Source organism: Clostridium sp. MCC344, assembly GCF_018785365.1.
In the GTDB taxonomy this organism is placed as follows: domain Bacteria; phylum Bacillota; class Clostridia; order Lachnospirales; family Lachnospiraceae; genus Pilosibacter.
The window spans coordinates 100,690-116,048 of the sequence record NZ_WQPQ01000026.1; the positions used below are offsets into that span (position 1 = coordinate 100,690).

Below are 15,359 nucleotides of genomic sequence, written 5' to 3' on the forward strand. Positions count from 1 at the left end.
GGCTGTCCTATCGATCGTATTTGTAAAAAACGTCTCCGGCAGTTTCCGGATACATTGCGTCAAAAAGGCTGCCGTGACATTTCTGTGCGCAGCAGCCCCTCTTATCTGCGGGATACGGGTCCTGCAGGTTCATTTTGTAAGGAGAGCCGTTCTCTTACGCGATCTCCCCGTTTCCATCTTTTCTGGATCTTCCGGACAACGCCTTTTTCGGCACCGTCACATCGCGGTATACGACTTCCGGCTTTTCCTTTCCGTCCACCGCATCCTTCGTAACGGTACAGATACCCACGTTGGAATCGGACGGAACCTCGTACATCGTATCCATCATGACAGATTCCATGATCGCACGGAGTCCTCTTGCTCCCGTCTTTCTCTCCACCGCCATATGGGCGATCTCGTGGACAGCCTCCGGAGTGAACTCCAGCTTCACGTCATCCAGCTCAAATAACTTCTGATACTGTTTTACGAGCGCGTTCTTCGGCTCCGTGAGGATCCGCACAAGGGCATCCTCATCCAGAAGATCTAAGGATACCATCACCGGGACTCTTCCGACAAACTCCGGGATCAGACCAAATTTCGTAAGATCCTGCGGCATCGCCTGCTTCAACAGCTTGCTGATATCCGTATTTTTCTTATCCACGATCTTCGCGCCGAAGCCGATGGAACTTGTCTCCAGTCTGGACTCGATAATTCTCTCAAGGCCATCGAAAGCACCGCCGCAGATGAACAGGATGTTCGTCGTATCGATCTGGATCAGCTCCTGCTGCGGATGCTTTCTGCCGCCCTGAGGCGGAACGCTTGCAACAGTACCTTCCAGGATCTTTAACAGCGCCTGCTGGACGCCCTCGCCGGAAACATCACGGGTAATGGACACATTCTCGGATTTTTTTGTGATCTTATCGATCTCATCGATGTAAATAATACCGTACTCCGCACGGCTCACATCATTATCTGCTGCCTGGATCAATTTTAAGAGGATGTTCTCCACGTCCTCGCCGACATAACCGGCCTCAGTCAGCGTCGTTGCATCTGCGATCGCAAACGGAACACCTAAAAGCTTCGCAAGTGTCTGCGCAAGATAAGTCTTGCCGGATCCGGTCGGACCGAGCATCAGGATATTGCTCTTCTGAAGATCAACATCACTTTCCTTCTTCGATGTGATTCTCTTATAATGATTGTAAACAGCCACGGAAAGAACTTTCTTCGCCTCATCCTGTCCGATCACATAGTCGTCCAGAAATTCTTTGATCTCCTTCGGTTTTAAGAGGTTGATTCCGGAGAAATCCGGTCTTTCCTCCTCCTCGTTTCCGAGTTCTTCCTCAAGGATCTCACTGCAGAGTTCGATACACTCATCACAGATATAGACGCCGTTGGAGCCGGCTATCATTTTTCTTACCTGATCCTGATTCTTTCCGCAGAAGGAACATCTGATCTTTTCCTCAGGTCTTACTGGCATGTTCGCACCTCAATTCTAAATTTATAACCGGACCTAGTGTCCTGTGATCACGCGGTCGATCAGGCCGTATGCGGCTGCCTCTTCCGCTGTCATATAATTATCTCTCTCCGTATCGCGGGCGATCACGTCGAGCGGCTGCCCTGTGTTTGCAGCCAGGATCTTGTTGAGCTTTTCTTTTGTCTTTAAGATCTGCTCCGCAACGATCTTGATCTCCGTCGCCTGACCCTGTGCCCCGCCGGACGGCTGATGGATCATGACCTCAGCGTTCGGAAGCGCAAAACGTTTGCCCTTCGCACCGCTGGAGAGAAGGAATGCTCCCATGCTTGCAGCCATACCGATGCAGGTCGTGCATACGTCGCATTTAATATAGTTCATCGTATCATAGATCGCCATACCGGCCGTTACGGAACCGCCCGGGCTGTTGATATAAAGGTTGATGTCCTTATTCGGATCCTCGGATTCCAGGAACAGGAGCTGAGCCACAACAAGGCTCGCGCTCACATCGTTTACTTCCTCACCGAGGAAAATAATACGGTCTTTTAATAATCTGGAATAGATATCGTAGGAACGCTCTCCTCTGCTTGTAGATTCAAGCACATAAGGTACTAAGCTCATATTATTTCCTCCATCTTTTCTTTTATGATCGCGGCACACAGAAATATCTGTCCGGAACCTGTGCTCACCGTCAAAATTCCGGCTGTCTGCACACATTTCGGAACTATCCCTGTATAACCGACTGGGGATTGCCGCGAAAAGCTCTCCGCAGCAACCCCCTCTGAATGCGGGTCATGGTCCGTCATCGGACCACTTTCCACCATGTTTTCTGTGCAGATCCGTCTAAAGTATGTTGCCCTGATTAGTCAACGAACTTTGCCTCAGCTACAAGGAAGTCGATCGCTTTCTGTACAGCAAGGTCTTCTTTTAACTGTGCCATCTGCTCTTCACCAAACATACCCTTGATCTGTTCTTTATCCATCTTGAAGTCTGCAGCCATCTTGTCGAACTGCTCCTCAACTGCAGCATCGTCAGCCTGGATGTTTTCAGCCTTTACAACTGCCTCGAGAACAAGTCTTGTCTGAATTCTCTTGATCGCCTGCGGCTTCATCTGCTCGCCGATCTTCTCAGCTGTCATGCCTGTGATCTCAACATACTGCTTGAAGGAGATACCCTGGCTCTCAAGTCTGCGCGCATAGTCGTTGACCATACCGTTAACCTGCTCCTCAACCATCTGATCCGGGATCTCCATTGTTGCGTTCTCGATTACCTTAGCAACGACCTTATCCTCGTCTGCTGTCTTAGCTGCTTCAATCTTCTCAGCCTGTAATTTCTCTGTAAGGTCTTTCTTGTACTCTTCCATTGTATCGAAATCAGATACTTCGCTTGCGAACTCATCGTTTGCTTCCGGAAGCTCTTTTCTCTGGATCTCTTTTACTTTTACTTTGAATACAGCCGGTTTGTTCTTTAACTCTTCTACATGGTACTCAGCCGGGAATGTTACGTTTACTTCGCACTCTTCGCCGGTCTTCTTGCCGATGAGCTGCTCCTCAAAGTTGTCGATGAATGTATGGGAACCGATCGTAAGCGGATAGTCCTCAGCCTTGCCGCCCTCGAATCTCTTTCCGTCTACGGAACCGTCGAAGTCGATCGTTACCTGATCGCCATCCTCAACGCCTCTGTCCTCAACTGTGATCAGGCGGGAGTTTTTCTCTCTTGCGCGCTTGATCTCTGTCTCGATATCTTCCTCTGTAACGTCAGATTTTGTCTTCTGAACCTCTACGCCCTTGTACTGGCCAAGAGTAACTTCCGGCTTAACAGCAACCTTTGCTGTGTAGATGAAGGACTTTCCTTCCTCGATCTGCTCGATGGAAACAGCCGGACGGGAAACGATCTCAAGTCCGCTCTCCTTTGCAGCATCCGGATAGCTTGCGTCGATCACTTCATCAACGGCATCCTCGTAGAATACGCCAACACCATACATCTTCTTGATCATGTTGAACGGAGCTTTTCCTTTTCTGAAGCCCGGGATATTGAATTTACCCTTATTCTTATTATAGGAATGCTGTACAGCCTCCTCAAACTTTTCTGCCGGCACTTCGATTGTAAGTTTTGCCGTATTCTTCTCTAAATTCTCAACCTGTACGCTCATTTTATGAGTTCCTCCTTAAATATATCGATAGCGGGGATCGGATGGTCCCGCCCGTATGATCTCGTAACTGCCGCTTTTTGGGCGTTACACGTTTTCCGGCATTATGATGGCCGCTCAGCGAAAAATCCGCCCGCAGGCATCACTTCTCCGTCACGCGCACATAGCGCCGCATGAAATTATAACATAAGACGCATAAAAAGACCAGACCTAAATTACAAAAAATCCAGAAAATACGGGATATTCTTGCTGCAAATACCTGCATTCTCTCCCCACGCCTGCCAGTCCATACCATTCCCGGCACACCACGCTCACATAACGCGCCTGCCCCACAGCGGTGAGTATCCAGGCAGGCGCACCTTGATCCGGGGATCTGGTTCCTCTTAGCTCGCGGGTGACTGCGTTGGAACACAGATGCCGCACTGTCTGAGCGCAGCGAGTTTGCGGCATCTGTGTTCCGCCTTTAGCAGGCACACGCAAGCTTAGCGGAACCGTCCCCGCATCCCCGCGTGCACCTGCCCGGATACTCACCGCGTACCTCAGCCAACACCCTCAGCGAGTCTATTTATCTCTCATACTGGATCGCCTTTCTGATCTTCTCCGCCTCATTCTCACTCACCAGAATACGGATCAGCTCCAACCCAAGGTCGATCGCCCATCCCATTCCGCGTCCGGTACTGATCAGCCGGTCCGTCACCACACCGTCGCCGCGGCAGTCCGCACCCTTCATCTGATTCTCAAACCCCGGATAGCAGGTCGCACGATGACCTTCGACAAGACCGAGCTCCCCTAAAACACTCGGAGCCGCACAGATCGCCGCAAGCCGCTTTCCTGCTGCAGCATGGGCCTTCAGCATCTCTGCCAGACCTCTGTGTGCCTTCAGGTTATTCGTTCCGACAAGTCCGCCCGGGAGGAACAGCACATCTGCGTCATCCCCGATCTCCTCGAACAGACAGTCCGCCTCAATCTTAAAACCGTGGGATCCCGTCACCATCTTTCTTCCCATGATGGAGACCAGTTTCACATCCACTTTCGCTCTTCTCAGGCAGTCACACACCGCGAGGCACTCCACCTCTTCCATTCCGTCTGCCACAAACGCATATACTCTTGCCATTTTCATTTACGCACCTTTCTGATCGCAGTGCGGGGGAAATCCCTGCCTTATAACGCAGTAGAAATCCCCCGCAAATCTCATTTTTTCGTAACTGTTCAGTACCCTCACAGTTACGAGCAAAAATCCATTCCAGATCGGCTTCGCCGATGGGATTTTTGCCTCCAGACCTGTGCTTTATTACGGTCAGCGCAGCAAGTGCGCAGACCTACTGAATAGTTACATTTTTTCAACATCACTGTCCGTCTTTCTCATCATCCGTATACGGATAAAATTTCCCGTTCAGATAATATCCGCGTCCAGGTCCGCCCTCCGACCGTTTTACTTCTGTTCCGCGATCCTCTGCATCCGCCTGCTGCTGTGCGGAAGAATCCACGGTCTGCTCTGGTCCATGATACTGATACGGCTCCTGCGGCATATCATTCCAGCTGTCCGAGGCGCTGTTCTGTCCCTGTCCGTACGAATAACCGGTTCCGCCATTCTGTCCATAGCCGCCGTTCATATTTCCGGTTCCATACGCACCGTATCCGCCGCCCGGGTTTTCATTCCCACCGACATCTCTCACACTGTCCGGTTCCACATACTGTCCGCCGTAGCGCGCGTTATTCTGTACAAACGGTTCCCCTCCGAATCCATTCAGGCGTCCCGAATATGGTCCGCGAAGCACTGCGTAAAGCTCCGCAAAGGTTGCATCCACATACGGCTGGACGAAGAAGGTTCCGATACCGCAGAGCAGGGTTCCTAAAAGCTGCCATCCCAGGAAGGAAAGGCCGAGTACAAAGGCGTTCCATTTCTGTCCATCCATCATCTCTTTCGAGAGTCTTAAAACTTCCATCGTCTTCATATCCGGGTTTTCAGCAAGAATATATGGAACCATCAGATAGCAGTACTGGAAATAAACAGAAACAAAAGCTCCTATCGTAGCGCATATCATTACTGCCCAAAATACACTACCGATCCATTCAACACCATTAAACAAGATCACAAGAAATCCCAACAGACTGGCCAGGATCACAACACTCTCTGTGATCAGTCCCCGAAGGAACTGGGTTCCCACGATCTTTAAATATCCATTGGAAAATCCCCAGAAGATCTTTCCGACACCCGCCGACTGCCCCGTCACACGGCTTTCCAGATAGAACCGGTTCCGTCCGACTTCAAACAATGGCTGTACAAAAATTCCGATCACGACAGAGACGATCACAATAACGACCACCGCTCCCGCGAAAAGACGGTAAAACAGGTTGCTCGCAACCATGGATCCGGCATTTCCGGCTCCCGGTCCGTAAGCGTCGCCAAGTCCAGGGACAAGCTCGATCCCGCTGGCAAGACCACTCTGGGTACTTCCACTGAGGCTGCCGTCGCCTCCTAATTCACCGATCAAAAGACCGCTCTGGTCATCCCGGCTGCTTCCCGTCGCATTCTGCTCCAGGTAGCTTGTAACTCTCTGCGTGTTTGCATTCGATCCGCCGAATCCGCTGAGGATCGCAAAGATCAGGCTCACCGCAAATGCCGCCCAGTAATATCTGCTCAGACACATTTTTGCACGGTTCTTTAACTCTGCCCTTGTCCACATACGCACTCCTCCTTTTTTCATGAACGGTGTTGACCGATATGCAAAAACAGGACATTCTCCCGGATTCCGCATACTGGAACCGCTGAACTTTCATCTACATTTGTTTACTGATATTGTAACATGTTTTTTTACAAAAGACCTTACTTTTTCCTTGCGATATGATATGATTTATTACAGTTTGTTTCAATCACTGCCGGTAATTTCATAAGAACTGGCGATCAAATCTTCTGCCGCAACCGCCGGCATCCCAGAAAGGATATTTATCATGGAAATCGAACGCAAATTTCTCGTCACGACACCTCCTGAAAACTATGGGTCCTTCCCTCTTCATGAGATCGAACAGGCATACCTCTGCACCGAACCTGTGGTGAGGATCCGGAAGGAAGATGACAACTACTACCTCACCTACAAATCCAAAGGACTTCTCGCGAGGGAAGAATATAATCTTCCGCTCACAAAAGAGGCCTACGCCCACCTGCTCACAAAAGCGGACGGGAACGTCCTCACGAAAAAACGCTACCTGCTCCCTGTCCCGGGACGCGAGGATCTCACCGTGGAATTCGATGTCTTTGAAGGAAAATTCGCCGGACTCATGCTCGCGGAGATTGAGTTTTCCTCCGAGGAGGACGCAAAAGCCTTTCCTCCGCTCCCCTGGTTTGACCGGGATGTGACCTGGTCCGGAGAATACCAGAACAGCAAGCTTTCAAAAATGCCGTAACTTGTAAAAAAAGACCACCGACGGCCCAAAGAACCGCCGATGGTCTTTTTTATTTTCATTCAGATTGCACGGATCCGGAAGAAATTACATCATTCCGCCCATTCCGCCTGCGCCTGCCGGCATTGCCGGAGTCTCTTCTTTGATGTTTGCAACAACGGACTCTGTTGTAAGGAGTGTGGAAGCAACACTTGTTGCGTTCTGTAATGCACTTCTTGTAACCTTAGCCGGATCAAGGATACCAGCTTTGATCATATCAACAAACTCTTCGTTGTAAGCATCGAAGCCCTGGCCAACCGGAAGCTCTTTTACTTTATTTACGATCACAGCACCCTCAAGACCTGCGTTGGATACGATGTGGAATAACGGAGCTTCGAGAGCCTTTAAGATGATCTTTCCGCCGGTCTTCTCATCGCCTTCCATGCCGTTTACAAGAGCTGCAACCTTCTCTGCTGCATGAACATAAGCAGATCCGCCGCCTGCGATGATACCTTCTTCAACAGCTGCCTTTGTAGCTGCAAGAGCATCTTCCATACGAAGCTTTGCTTCTTTCATCTCTGTCTCAGTAGCAGCACCTACACGGATAACAGCTACGCCGCCAGCGAGTTTTGCAAGTCTCTCCTGAAGTTTCTCTCTGTCGAAATCGGATTTTGTCTCTTCGATCTGACCTTTGATCTGGGCAACTCTGTCAGCGATGGCTTTCTTGTCGCCGAGACCGTCAACGATGATCGTGTTCTCTTTCTGAACCTTAACGGATTTTGCACGTCCAAGCTGCTCCATTGTAGCATCCTTGAGGTCAAGACCGAGTTCATCAGAGATCACAGTACCGCCTGTTAAGATCGCGATATCCTTTAACATCTCTTTTCTTCTGTCGCCGTAGCCCGGTGCCTTAACGCCAACTACGCTGAATGTACCTCTTAACTTGTTGACGATAAGAGTTGTAAGAGCCTCGCCTTCGATATCCTCAGCGATGATGAGAAGCTTTGCACCTGTCTTAACGATCTGCTCGAGTAACGGAAGAATATCGTTGATGTTTGCGATCTTCTTATCTGTGATCAAGATATACGGGTCATCAAGAGTTGCCTCCATCTTCTCCATATCTGTGCACATATATGCGGAAATGTATCCACGGTCGAACTGCATACCTTCTACAAGGTCAAGCTCTGTTTTCATGGTCTTGGACTCTTCTATTGTGATAACGCCGTCGTTTGTAACTTTCTCCATTGCGTCTGCAACCATCTCGCCGACCTCATCGCTTGCTGCAGAGATTGCTGCAACTCTTGCGATCTGGTCCTTGCTGCTGATCGGCTCACTCATCTCTGCGATCGCCTTAACAGCTTCGTCGGTAGCTTTCTTCATACCTTTTCTTAATACGATCGGGTTTGCACCTGCTGCCAGGTTCTTCATACCTTCATTTACCATAGCCTGTGCAAGAACGGTAGCGGTTGTTGTACCATCACCGGCAACATCGTTTGTCTTTGTTGCAACTTCTTTTAACAGCTGTGCGCCCATGTTCTCAAACGGGTCTTCCAGTTCGATCTCTTTTGCGATCGTAACACCATCGTTTGTGATGAGCGGAGCACCGAAGGATTTGTCGAGAACAACGTTTCTTCCTTTCGGTCCGATCGTTACGCGAACGGTATCAGCAAGTTTATTTACACCAGCTTCAAGAGCTTTTCTGGCCTCAACGCCATATTTAATTTCCTTAGCCATGTTAAGATTCCTCCAATCAATAATAAGTGATTATTCGATCACTGCAAGAATATCATTCTGTTTTACGATGATGTAATCTTCTTCCTCAACTTTTACTTCTGTTCCGGAGTATTTGGAGTAGATGACCTTATCGCCCGGTTTTACCTGCATCTTGATCTCTTTTCCGTCAACAACTCCGCCAGGACCAACAGCGATCACTTCTGCCTGCTGCGGTTTTTCCTTTGCCTGACCCGGAAGAACGATACCGGATTTTGTGGTCTCTTCTGCAACTAACTGTTTTAAAACAACTCTGTCAAATAATGGTACTAATTTCATTACTGACTCCTCCTTGTCATTTTACAAGCTCTTGTGACCGCTCTGTAATTTTCAGTCACAATTCTTTTTTTCTTTTATCTTATTCAGTCTGACTAAGGTCTTTTCCCTGACCCCTCGTCACAAATCATGTTATAGCACATGTTGTTAGCACTGTCAAGTCATGAGTGCTAATTATTTTATGAAAAATTTGTGACCTATGAATTTTCTGCATTTTCCTCCGTCAATCGTTCAATATATATCAATTTACGCGGAGAATCTTCATACAGACAAGCCTTCCGGGAATCTTCCTGTTACAGTAGGCGGGCATGGAATGTCCGTATACTGTAAAAACTTTTCATTGGTTTTATACATTTTTTTAACTTTTTTCATAATTATCTCTTTCTTTTTCCCATGAATTCGATTATGATTATAAATAGCAGACTGGCGGCTGCAGGCAGGATCTTCGATCCTCTGGATGCAGCGGAAAGGAGAATGAACCATGTCAAAAAAGAAATCAGGCCTTCTTATCGCATTTGGCGCGATGCTCGGCGGCGCAGTTGCGGCCGGTATCTCCTACTATCTGAAATTAAAATCCTTCAATGATGAGCTCAATCAGGATTTTCACGAATACGAGGAAGAAGATTCCCCTTCTGATGAAAATGAAGAGAAAGCGGAAAATGCTCCGGAAAGAACTTATATTACGATCAACTCCGGAAAAGACGCAGAGACCGCCGATGATCCTGCAGCAGAAAAAAAAGAAGATCCCGATACAGCAGAATGTTCAGCAGCAGAGGGAACCTGCGAAACAGCAGCAGACAGCAGCTCTGCGGCAGAGGGATCTGCAGCAAATGAAAAAACATCCTCCGTTGTAGTTGAGGACGATACGGAGGAAGGAAAAACTGAATGATACAAAGTCTTCTCCGCTCCATGGAGCTATTAGAAGTTTTGAAAGAAAAAAACCGCAATTTCTCGATCGCGGAACTGGCGGAAGCGATGGAGCTTCCCCCAAGTACGGTACACCGGATCCTTCAGACATTCTGTGAGAAAAAGTATGTGATCCGCGATGACAGATCCCACACCTACCGGCTCGGTCCGGCACTTATTCCTTTAGGAAAGGCTGCCGCCAGAGGGATCCGTCTTCAGGATGCTGCCCACAGTATCCTGACGCAGCTCGCAAAGCAGACAAAGGAGGACGCTTATCTCGTGATCCCGGTCGGCAATAAGGGCCTTGTGATCGAGAAAGTCGATGGTCCGAGCCACTTAAAGGTCGTCGAGGAATTCGGCTACGAGATGTATATGCACTGCGGAGCGATCCGAAAGGTCCTCCTTGCATGGCAGACTCCGACCTTCATCGACGAATATTTCCGAACCATCATCATCCACGACCAGGCGTTCCCGCATGTCCGCCCGGATGATCTGCGCGAAGAGTTAAAAAAGATCCGCCAGGACGGCTACGCCATTACCCGCGGAGAATATGTCAACGATGCTGTCGGGATCGGTGCCCCGGTCTTCAACTCTGAGGGCGAGCTTGCAGGTTCCATCGGCATTATTGCCCCGGAGATCCGGATCGACTCTCCGGAACTTCTTGAGACCCAGAGAGATCTTGTCCAGTTTTATGCATCCGCCCTCTCCTCCGACCTCGGATACGAGAAGCACGACGTATTTCAATAGTCACTTTTGAATCTTCGGGATATACATTTTCAAATGTATATCCCTTTTTGTATCTTTTCCTCTATCCTTTTTTCACTCCAGCGCTTCGCGCAAAAGTTCCACGCCCTTCCGGATCTCCTCTTCTGTAAGTCCTGCATACCCAAGAACGATCGTGTGGGATTCCTTTGCCCGCCTTTCTTCCATACAAAATCCGGACAGACCGTAGACGCGGACCTTTTTTTCTTCTGCCTTCGCTAAAAGCGCCTGTTCCGCTTCACCCTTTCTGTCGGTCAGAAGAACATGAAGTCCCGCGTATTCCCCCTTGATCTCGAACCGTTTTTCCAATGGTTTTAATGCACCAAGGAGTACATCATGCTTTCCCTTGTAGATCTCGCGCATCCTGTTCAGATGGCGCTCGAAATATCCCCCGGAAATAAAATTCGCCAGGATCCTCTGATCGACTCTGGATACCGTCGAGGAATAAAATCTTCCCTTTTTGCGGTATACGGAAAGCAGACTTTCCGGAAGCACCATGTATCCCACACGGATCGCAGGGGCGATAGCCTTCGAAAAGGTTCCCATATACACGACCGAACCCGTCTGATCCATCCCCTGGAGCGCCGGGATCGGTTTTCCCTTATACCGGAATTCACTGTCATAGTCATCCTCGATCAGATACCTTCCGGGAAGCTCTCCCGCCCAGGATAAAAGCTCCTGCCTCCGCTTTACCGGCATCACGATCCCTGTCGGGAACTGGTGGGACGGCATCACATACGCGGCCTGCGCAGTCTGATCCTCAAGCTCCTTTACACAGAATCCATTCTTATCGATCCCCACCGGCAGGACTTTATGCCCCACGCCGGATAATACCCGGTACGCCTGTCGGTAAGTGGGATCTTCCATTGCGATCACTGCATCTTTTCCGAGCAGCTGGGAGAGCAGCATCAGAAGATATTCGTTTCCCGCTCCGATGATGATCTGGGATGCATCGCAGTTCACGCCGCGCGCCGCATGGAGATATTCCCGGATCGCCTCCCTGAGGATCAGGTCTCCCTGCGGATCCCCCTTCAAAAAAAGATCCCGGTCCTCCTCCTTCAGGACAGCACGGCTGATCTTTCTCCAGGTCGCATAGGGAAAGCCCTCCAGGTCGATCCCGCGCGGGGAAAAATCCACTTCCATTTTTTCCGAAAAGAGCTGCTCCCCGGCATTTTCCTGTTCCATGCCGGAGGACAGCTCTCTTTTCTGATCCGTTCTGGCAACGGCAGACCGCGCCACCGGAGGAAAAATTCCGTCCAGTGACGCCGCAAAATAACCCTTTCGCGGAACTGCCTCAAGATAACCTTCCGACACCAGCTGCTCATACGCAAGCTGCGTCGTACTCCTGCTGACCTTAAGGCTCTTCGCAAGATCCCTGGATGAAGGGAGCTGCTTTTCCGGTCTTATATTGCCTTTTCGGATCTCATCTTTGATATATTGATAGATCTGTTCATACAGAGGCCTGTCCCCCTGTACATTTAACGGTACGATCAATTCCATAAATCTTTATTTCGGAAGCTTGAAGGAGCTCTTTAAGGAAACGATACGGTTGTATACCGGCTTTCCTTCCTCGCTGTCCTTGCAGTCTACACAGTAATAACCGTTTCTCATAAACTGGAAGCTGTCGTAAGCCTTTGCCTCCATGAGCTTCGGCTCTACATATGCGGTCGTGACGGTCTTGGAGTTCGGATTTAAGTTCAGGGTTCCGTCTGCGTTCAGCTTTCCTTTTTCCTCATCCACGATATTCTCATAGAGACGGCACTCGACTTTTCCGGCTGTCGGAACAGATACCCAGTGGATCGTTCCTTTTACCTTTCTTCCGGTAAATCCGGAACCGCTCTTTGTCTCTGGATCGTATGTGCAGTGGATCACTGTCACATTTCCGTTTTCATCCTTCTCAACACCGGTACATGTCACGAAGTAAGCTCCCATGAGACGCACTTCATTGCCCGGGAAGAGGCGGAAATACTTCTTCGGCGGATTCTCCATGAAGTCCTCGCGCTCGATGTAGAGTTCTCTTGAGAACGGAACCTCACGCTCGCCCATCTCCGGATTTTCAAGGTTGTTCGGGATACTTAACATCTCGGTCTGTCCTTCCGGATAGTTGTCGATCACGAGTTTGACCGGATCAAGAACAGCCATCATTCTCGGGCGTTTTAACTTCAGGTCCTCACGGATGCAGTACTCCAGCATCGCATAGTCGACGGAGCTGTTTGCCTTGGAAACACCGACGAGATCCACGAACATTCTTAAAGATTCCGGTGTATATCCTCTTCTTCTGAGAGCAGCGATCGTAACAAGACGCGGGTCATCCCAGCCGTCCACGATCCCGTCCTCAACGAGTTTTTTAATGTAACGTTTTCCGGTTACAACGTTTGTCAGGTACATCTTTGCGAACTCGATCTGACGAGGCGGATTCTCAAATTCACATTCTCTTACGACCCAGTCGTAGAGAGGTCTGTGATCCTCAAATTCCAGAGTACAGATGGAGTGTGTGATGTGCTCGACTGCGTCCTCGATCGGATGAGCGAAGTCGTACATCGGGTAGATGCACCACTTGTCTCCCGTGTTGTGGTGTGTCATATGGGCAACACGATAGAGGACCGGATCACGCATGTTGATGTTCGGGGATGCCATATCGATCTTCGCACGGAGAACCTTCTCACCGTCCTTGTACATACCGTTCTTCATGTTTTCGAATAACTGGAGGTTCTCCTCGATCGAACGGTCACGGTACGGGCTGTTTTTACCCGGTGTTGTGAAGTCACCGCGGTACTCCTTGATCTGGTCAGCAGAAAGATCGCAGACAAACGCTTTTCCCTTTTTGATCAGCTTTACTGCACACTCATACATTGTGTCGAAGTAGTTGGAAGCAAAGAACAATCTGTCCTCAAAGTCAGCGCCAAGCCACTTTACATCCTCTGTGATCGACTGTACAAACTCCGTTTTTTCCTTCGTCGGGTTTGTATCATCGAAACGAAGATTAAACTTTCCGCCATACTCTTTTGCGAGACCGGAGTTTAAGATGATCGATTTTGCATGTCCGATATGAAGGTAGCCGTTCGGCTCCGGTGGGAACCGGGTCTGGACATGGTCATATACTCCTTCCGCAAGATCTTTATCAATTTCCTGCTCGATAAAGTTTTTGGAAACTACTTCTTTTGTTTCCTCAGCCGGTGTCATATTCTCAGCCATATCAATTTCCTCCATTTCGTTTTTTCAATAACATGCCCGTACATCCTTCTATTTTCAATTTCCGCCGTATTTCCTTTTCCGGCAGGATCAGATATCGAACTGTTATAGATATAATACTAAATATTAGCACACTTTATCAAAGAATTAAAGGGGAAATTTTACAGGATTTACATCCTTGACTATGTTATCTTTCCTTTTTACCGGCAGGAATCTTCTGAACCGAAATTTCTGCCAATGAAAAAGGGTGAAAATTATTGACTGAAAATGTAGAAAATCCTTTGACGAATCTGTATTCAGGGATTATACTGTCCTTATAACCTGCTAAATTTTTCACAATATATAAAATCCGGAGGAAATGATATGGACAAGAATTCTTTCGATCTGATAACATTTGGTGAGATCATGCTGCGCCTTTCCCCGCCGCGTCATGCCCGCATCGTCGATGGCGATATCTTCGAAAAGCGTGCCGGCGGAGCGGAACTCAATGTTGCTTCCGGCGTTGCCCTTTTAGGACTTCGTACCGGTATCGTTTCCAAACTTCCGCAGAATGAGCTCGGAACCTTCATTAAAAACAGGATCCGTTTTGTCGGCGTATCCGATGACTATCTCGTCTATGACGACACACCGGACGCAAGACTAGGACTCTACTATTACGAGATGGGCGCTGCCCCGAGAAAGCCTACGATCGTCTATGACCGCCATCAGGCTTCCGTCACGAGGATCAAAATGAGCGAGATCCCGGATGACATCTACCACTCCACGAGAATGTTCCACACGAGCGGAATTTCGTTAGCGCTCTGTCAGAACATGCAGAATGTTGCCGTGGAGCTGATCCGCCGATTCAAGGCCGCTGGAGCTACGATCTCCTTCGATGTCAACTACCGCGCGAACCTCTGGAGTGAGGAAGATGCCAGAAAGACGATCGAGGAGATCCTTCCGCTCGTCGATGTGCTCTTTGTCTCCGAGGAGACAAGCCGCCGGATGTTCAAAAAGACCGGTGACCTGAAGGAGATCATGAAGAGCTATGCCACTGATTATGGCGTAAAGATCGTTGCCACCACCCAGCGCACGGTCATCAGCCCGAGAAAACACAACTTCACTTCGATCGTCTACGACGCACGCTCTGATAAATTTTACACAGAGGCGCCTTACAACGACATCGATGTCATCGACCGGATCGGTTCCGGTGACGCCTATGTGGCCGGTGTCCTCTTTGGACTCTTAAAATACGGCGACCCTGAAAAGGCCATGCAGTTCGGAAATGCCACATCGAGCGTCAAAAACACGGTACCCGGCGATCTTCCGTCCTCCGATTTCAAAGAGATCGACCGGATCATCCGCGAACATCATTCCACAGGTCCGGTAAGTGAGATGAACCGGTAAGAAACAGCTGATTTTATCACATAAAACTTTTTGCACAAAAAGGCCTGAGTCTTTAATGCTGCTCAGACCTTTTTTATTCTATCATTC

13 protein-coding genes are annotated in these 15,359 nt (G+C 49.1%); 4 read left to right on the forward strand and 9 right to left on the reverse strand.

Annotated features, from left to right (window positions below; translation table 11 throughout):
- Positions 1-154: 154 nt before the first annotated feature.
- The 5 genes from clpX to GPK90_RS09395 all read right to left on the reverse strand — a co-directional run bounded on the left by clpX (position 155) and on the right by GPK90_RS09395 (position 6,286).
- On the reverse strand, positions 155-1,456 hold the full coding sequence (clpX, locus tag GPK90_RS09375; RefSeq protein WP_118296853.1) for an ATP-dependent Clp protease ATP-binding subunit ClpX: 1,302 nt from the start codon (positions 1,454-1,456) through the stop codon (positions 155-157).
- Between the two features lie 33 nt (positions 1,457-1,489).
- Positions 1,490-2,071 (reverse strand): ATP-dependent Clp endopeptidase proteolytic subunit ClpP, encoded by a 582-nt coding sequence (gene clpP / locus GPK90_RS09380; protein ID WP_118296855.1) that lies wholly within the window; start codon positions 2,069-2,071, stop codon positions 1,490-1,492.
- Between the two features lie 241 nt (positions 2,072-2,312).
- Positions 2,313-3,602 carry a trigger factor gene (gene tig / locus GPK90_RS09385; RefSeq protein WP_118531752.1) on the reverse strand — a complete coding sequence of 430 codons (1,290 nt, stop codon included), beginning with the start codon at positions 3,600-3,602 and terminating at the stop codon, positions 2,313-2,315.
- 562 nt (positions 3,603-4,164) lie between these two features.
- A complete protein-coding gene (locus GPK90_RS09390) occupies positions 4,165-4,713 on the reverse strand; it encodes a DJ-1 family glyoxalase III (RefSeq protein WP_215702824.1) in 549 nt (182 codons plus the stop codon).
- Between the two features lie 232 nt (positions 4,714-4,945).
- Positions 4,946-6,286: a DUF975 family protein gene (locus GPK90_RS09395; protein ID WP_118531754.1), complete on the reverse strand. Its 1,341-nt coding sequence runs from the start codon at positions 6,284-6,286 to the stop codon at positions 4,946-4,948.
- A 265-nt stretch (positions 6,287-6,551) separates the two neighbouring features.
- Between GPK90_RS09395 and GPK90_RS09400 the strand changes: the two genes are divergently transcribed.
- Positions 6,552-7,004: a CYTH domain-containing protein gene (locus GPK90_RS09400; protein ID WP_118531756.1), complete on the forward strand. Its 453-nt coding sequence runs from the start codon at positions 6,552-6,554 to the stop codon at positions 7,002-7,004.
- Positions 7,005-7,088: 84 nt separating this feature from the next.
- On the opposite strand, the gene groL is transcribed toward GPK90_RS09400, so the two are convergent.
- Together groL and GPK90_RS09410 are read right to left on the reverse strand one after the other, a co-directional pair.
- Positions 7,089-8,714: a chaperonin GroEL gene (groL, locus tag GPK90_RS09405; protein WP_118296864.1), complete on the reverse strand. Its 1,626-nt coding sequence runs from the start codon at positions 8,712-8,714 to the stop codon at positions 7,089-7,091.
- 30 nt (positions 8,715-8,744) lie between these two features.
- Positions 8,745-9,029, reverse strand: a complete 285-nt coding sequence (locus GPK90_RS09410; RefSeq protein WP_015554836.1) for a co-chaperone GroES — start codon at positions 9,027-9,029, stop codon at positions 8,745-8,747.
- A 478-nt stretch (positions 9,030-9,507) separates the two neighbouring features.
- Between GPK90_RS09410 and GPK90_RS09415 the strand changes: the two genes are divergently transcribed.
- Entirely contained in the window at positions 9,508-9,915 is a 408-nt protein-coding gene (locus GPK90_RS09415) for a hypothetical protein (protein ID WP_215702825.1), read from the forward strand.
- On the forward strand, positions 9,912-10,679 hold the full coding sequence (locus GPK90_RS09420) for an IclR family transcriptional regulator (protein ID WP_118531760.1): 768 nt from the start codon (positions 9,912-9,914) through the stop codon (positions 10,677-10,679). Before GPK90_RS09415 ends, GPK90_RS09420 begins: the two co-directional genes overlap by 4 nt.
- 72 nt (positions 10,680-10,751) lie before the next feature.
- Here the strand turns inward: GPK90_RS09420 and pdxR are convergent, their stop codons facing one another.
- Positions 10,752-12,194 (reverse strand): MocR-like pyridoxine biosynthesis transcription factor PdxR, encoded by a 1,443-nt coding sequence (gene pdxR / locus GPK90_RS09425; RefSeq protein ID WP_215702826.1) that lies wholly within the window; start codon positions 12,192-12,194, stop codon positions 10,752-10,754.
- A gap of 6 nt (positions 12,195-12,200) precedes the next feature.
- Positions 12,201-13,889: a glutamine--tRNA ligase/YqeY domain fusion protein gene (locus GPK90_RS09430; protein ID WP_118320882.1), complete on the reverse strand. Its 1,689-nt coding sequence runs from the start codon at positions 13,887-13,889 to the stop codon at positions 12,201-12,203.
- 360 nt (positions 13,890-14,249) lie between these two features.
- Between GPK90_RS09430 and GPK90_RS09435 the strand changes: the two genes are divergently transcribed.
- Positions 14,250-15,272: a sugar kinase gene (locus GPK90_RS09435; protein WP_215702827.1), complete on the forward strand. Its 1,023-nt coding sequence runs from the start codon at positions 14,250-14,252 to the stop codon at positions 15,270-15,272.
- Positions 15,273-15,359: the final 87 nt, after the last annotated feature.

What these genes read in the sequence shown, in the direction of transcription:
- groL (WP_118296864.1), bottom strand. Translation starts at nt 8,714, where the DNA reads ATGGCTAAGGAAATTAAATATGGCGTTGAGGCCAGAAAAGCTCTTGAA.
- GPK90_RS09435 (WP_215702827.1), top strand. Translation starts at nt 14,250, where the DNA reads ATGGACAAGAATTCTTTCGATCTGATAACATTTGGTGAGATCATGCTG.
- pdxR (WP_215702826.1), bottom strand. Translation starts at nt 12,194, where the DNA reads ATGGAATTGATCGTACCGTTAAATGTACAGGGGGACAGGCCTCTGTAT.
- GPK90_RS09390 (WP_215702824.1), bottom strand. Translation starts at nt 4,713, where the DNA reads ATGGCAAGAGTATATGCGTTTGTGGCAGACGGAATGGAAGAGGTGGAG.
- clpX (WP_118296853.1), bottom strand. Translation starts at nt 1,456, where the DNA reads ATGCCAGTAAGACCTGAGGAAAAGATCAGATGTTCCTTCTGCGGAAAG.
- GPK90_RS09395 (WP_118531754.1), bottom strand. Translation starts at nt 6,286, where the DNA reads ATGTGGACAAGGGCAGAGTTAAAGAACCGTGCAAAAATGTGTCTGAGC.
- GPK90_RS09430 (WP_118320882.1), bottom strand. Translation starts at nt 13,889, where the DNA reads ATGGCTGAGAATATGACACCGGCTGAGGAAACAAAAGAAGTAGTTTCC.
- GPK90_RS09415 (WP_215702825.1), top strand. Translation starts at nt 9,508, where the DNA reads ATGTCAAAAAAGAAATCAGGCCTTCTTATCGCATTTGGCGCGATGCTC.
- GPK90_RS09400 (WP_118531756.1), top strand. Translation starts at nt 6,552, where the DNA reads ATGGAAATCGAACGCAAATTTCTCGTCACGACACCTCCTGAAAACTAT.
- tig (WP_118531752.1), bottom strand. Translation starts at nt 3,602, where the DNA reads ATGAGCGTACAGGTTGAGAATTTAGAGAAGAATACGGCAAAACTTACA.
- clpP (WP_118296855.1), bottom strand. Translation starts at nt 2,071, where the DNA reads ATGAGCTTAGTACCTTATGTGCTTGAATCTACAAGCAGAGGAGAGCGT.
- GPK90_RS09410 (WP_015554836.1), bottom strand. Translation starts at nt 9,029, where the DNA reads ATGAAATTAGTACCATTATTTGACAGAGTTGTTTTAAAACAGTTAGTT.
- GPK90_RS09420 (WP_118531760.1), top strand. Translation starts at nt 9,912, where the DNA reads ATGATACAAAGTCTTCTCCGCTCCATGGAGCTATTAGAAGTTTTGAAA.